Here is a 2,852-nt window from a genome sequence, read left to right on the forward strand (position 1 = left end):
CGGGGCGCGGCGCTGCTCATTAATCAGCGCCGTCTGGCTGGCGTTGGGCGCGGGTAACGCGCCGCCGCCGTCACCGACGGCCATCTGCGTAATCTGCAGTTTGGTGCCGAGGGCGGCGGCGTTTGCCAGCTTTGCCGCGCCCAGATTGGTCAGCAGCGCATAATATTTTACGGTCATGCGTTCACTCTCAGGTTATCAATTATATGAACCGCCGCACCGGAATAGCCCGGCCCGCTGACGGTGATGGTTTCAGGGGTATAGGGGTAAACGGTCAGCTCGTCGCCGGTGTAACAGGCGGCGGCCACCGGCAGCACGCCACTGGCGTCAAGGTTGATAGACAGGCCGATCAGATGGCGACTGCACGGCTTCGCATCCGCTATCAGGCGCTCCAGCTCGTTATACATTTCCTCCGTGATGCCGGTATCCAGTACCCCCACATCAAGGCGGAACGTGCCTGGCGCCTCGTTTGTCTGCCACCACTCAATGATGCGGATCAGATAGCCGAGCGGCTCCACCACGCGGCGAATTGAGCCGAGCGTCCCCTTATGTTTATGCACGTATTGCGAGGCGGAGACGACGGCGCGCTTTGTTGATTCACTCCAGCCGGAATCCCAGCGGTCAACTGACCACGCCCACGCAAGATAAGGCAGCAGCTCCACCGGACAGTCGGCAGCGCTCCAGAGCTTACGCAGCGGTACTGGTATGCTTTCGATTTGTGCGCAGGCTTCGGCGGCGGCAACTTCCAGCACTGACGAACCGACCGGCAGAAGGCGATCATTCATCCGAACCCCCGACCGTAATCGCCCAGCCGGTGCAGTACGCGGCCTGCGTTTTATCCAGTACTACATCGGCGGCAGGCTCCGCCAGCTCCACACGCTGCACGCCCTCAACATGCAGGGCCGCATATAAAGCCGACTTACGAATATCCCTGCCCAGTCGCGCCTGGGTACTGACGAACGCGGCAAGCTTTTCCTCAGCTGCGGCGCGTATTGGCTCAGCTTCCGGCCCCGGAAAGAGATACAGGACGGCATCCACGGCGTAATCCACAATCTCCGCCGTCTGCACCGTGACCCGGTCGGCTACCGGGCGCACGTCTTCATCATTAAGCGCCGCATCCACCACGGCCAGCAGGTCGGCAGCGGCCACGCCATTTCCTTCCCGCGACAGCACGGTGACGGTCACGCAGGCAGGCGACGGGCTGATCGCTGACGCATCGGCCACGCGTCCGTCAGCGCTTTTTGCGTGGTACTCATAAGCGCCGGACGGCCCGGCCACGCTCAGCCCCTCAAAGGCGGCAGCAATACGCAAACGAAAATCATCGTCGCTTTCCATCACGGCAGCGGTGGGCGGGATCGTGGTTTCATCCGCCGCCGTCAGCGTTAGGCGGGTTACGCCGCTGTTTGCGCCGAGCTGGTCTAAATCATCCGCCAGGGCATACGCCACCATGACGGCGCTGGCCGCTTCGTTGACGCGCTGGCGCAGGATAACTTCGCGATACGCGTTTTCCTGTATCAGTTTCACCACCGGATCGGACTCCAGCGCCAGCGTGCGGGCGACGGCATCCTGCTGTTCAGCCGGGTAAAGCGAAATCAGCGTGGCTTTGCGTTCAGCCAGAAGCGTTTCATAGTCCAGTATTTCCACCACGTCGGGCGCGGGTAGCTGGCTCAGGTCGATAGTTGCCATAGTTTCAGCTCACAGGGATGGTCAGGGAAAAATCCTGCGCGTTATCAGCGCGGGTGCCGGTGAGTTCAACCACCATGCCGCCATTAAACGCGGATTCATAACTGATGCCGGTCAGCTTTACGCGGGGTTCCCACTGCAGGATCGCCATATAGCAGGCCGACATAATCTGCAGGCGCAGCGACTCGTTTTGCGGCTGGTCAATAAGTGCAGAAAGCAGTGAGCCATAGTTCCGGCGCATCACCCTGGTACCGAGGGGTGTCATCAGAATGTCACGCACCGACTGACGGATGTGATCGAGGTCGGTCAGCGCCCCGCCGGTTTCCCGGTTCATACCGGTATATTTTGCTGCTGTCATTGTGGGCCGTCCGTTCTGCCACCGCCGCGCTGCACGCCACCGTGATTGTGATCGTCAACGACAACGCCGTTAGAGCTGAAGCTGCCGCCGCTGTGCTTAATGCTGCCTTTCATCGTGCCGCCCTGGGTCACTTCCAGCGTGGCGGTTTTCAGCAGCGCCGAGCACTCAACCTCCGGCGAGTCCAGCAGGATTTTTACCGCTGCCTGAATGGTCGCGGTCTGGATGCCGGTTGCCTTCAGCGCACCGCTTTCCGGTTCGTACTCAATCACTGCACCGTCAGGAAATGACCAGTGCAGCGCATCAGCAGACGCCGACGGGGCCGGGTTATCGTCAGAGAACACGCCCGGCAGCACAAAGCCGGTATCAAGCTCACCGCCCAGGCACAGGACAAGCACCTGCTCACCGACGGAAGGCGCATTCCATGAGCGGGTGCGACCAGCACGGGCGGTCAGCCAGTGCAGCCAGTTGGTGGTGTTATTACCGGTATCCACGCGGCATAGCCCGTCTTCCAGATTGATGGCGGAAACGGTGCCGATGCGGATCATGTTGCGCAGCAGGCGCAGGATTTCTGGGATTTGTGAGTTCATGCGAGGCATAATGTGCTGGCACAGAGAAACCAGCCACTTATCAGTGTTTGCCTATAAGTCAGCGGACAATTAAAAAACGGTCATTCATATGAAAAAATATTTTGCTAACGAACAAATCAAAGAGTTGAACTCACGCTATCTCAAAATAGTTCTAAAAATGGATCTTGAGGGTAAGTTTCAGGAACAACGTTCAGGTTTCATGGCAAATATAATTCAATCAATGATTA

The 2,852-nt window shown here is 59.0% G+C and carries 5 protein-coding genes; all 5 read right to left on the minus strand.

The genetic code is table 11. The features are described 5' to 3' along the window. On the minus strand, positions 1-177 hold a 177-nt coding region (locus tag BBW68_RS13150; RefSeq protein WP_186821338.1), incomplete at its 3' end, for a phage tail-collar fiber domain-containing protein. Then, positions 174-782 carry a phage tail protein I gene (locus tag BBW68_RS13155; RefSeq protein WP_070135711.1) on the minus strand — a complete coding sequence of 203 codons (609 nt, stop codon included), beginning with the start codon at positions 780-782 and terminating at the stop codon, positions 174-176. The genes BBW68_RS13150 and BBW68_RS13155, both read right to left, overlap by 4 nt. Beyond that, on the minus strand, positions 775-1,683 hold the full coding sequence (locus tag BBW68_RS13160; protein WP_070135712.1) for a baseplate assembly protein: 909 nt from the start codon (positions 1,681-1,683) through the stop codon (positions 775-777). The genes BBW68_RS13155 and BBW68_RS13160 overlap by 8 nt, the downstream gene beginning before the upstream one ends. A gap of 4 nt (positions 1,684-1,687) precedes the next feature. Continuing rightward, entirely contained in the window at positions 1,688-2,038 is a 351-nt protein-coding gene (locus BBW68_RS13165) for a GPW/gp25 family protein (protein ID WP_070135713.1), read from the minus strand. After that, positions 2,035-2,625: a phage baseplate assembly protein V gene (locus BBW68_RS13170; RefSeq protein ID WP_070135714.1), complete on the minus strand. Its 591-nt coding sequence runs from the start codon at positions 2,623-2,625 to the stop codon at positions 2,035-2,037. The genes BBW68_RS13165 and BBW68_RS13170 overlap by 4 nt, the downstream gene beginning before the upstream one ends. Positions 2,626-2,852: the final 227 nt, after the last annotated feature.

Source organism: Candidatus Erwinia dacicola, from assembly GCF_001756855.1.
Lineage (GTDB): Bacteria > Pseudomonadota > Gammaproteobacteria > Enterobacterales > Enterobacteriaceae > Erwinia > Erwinia dacicola.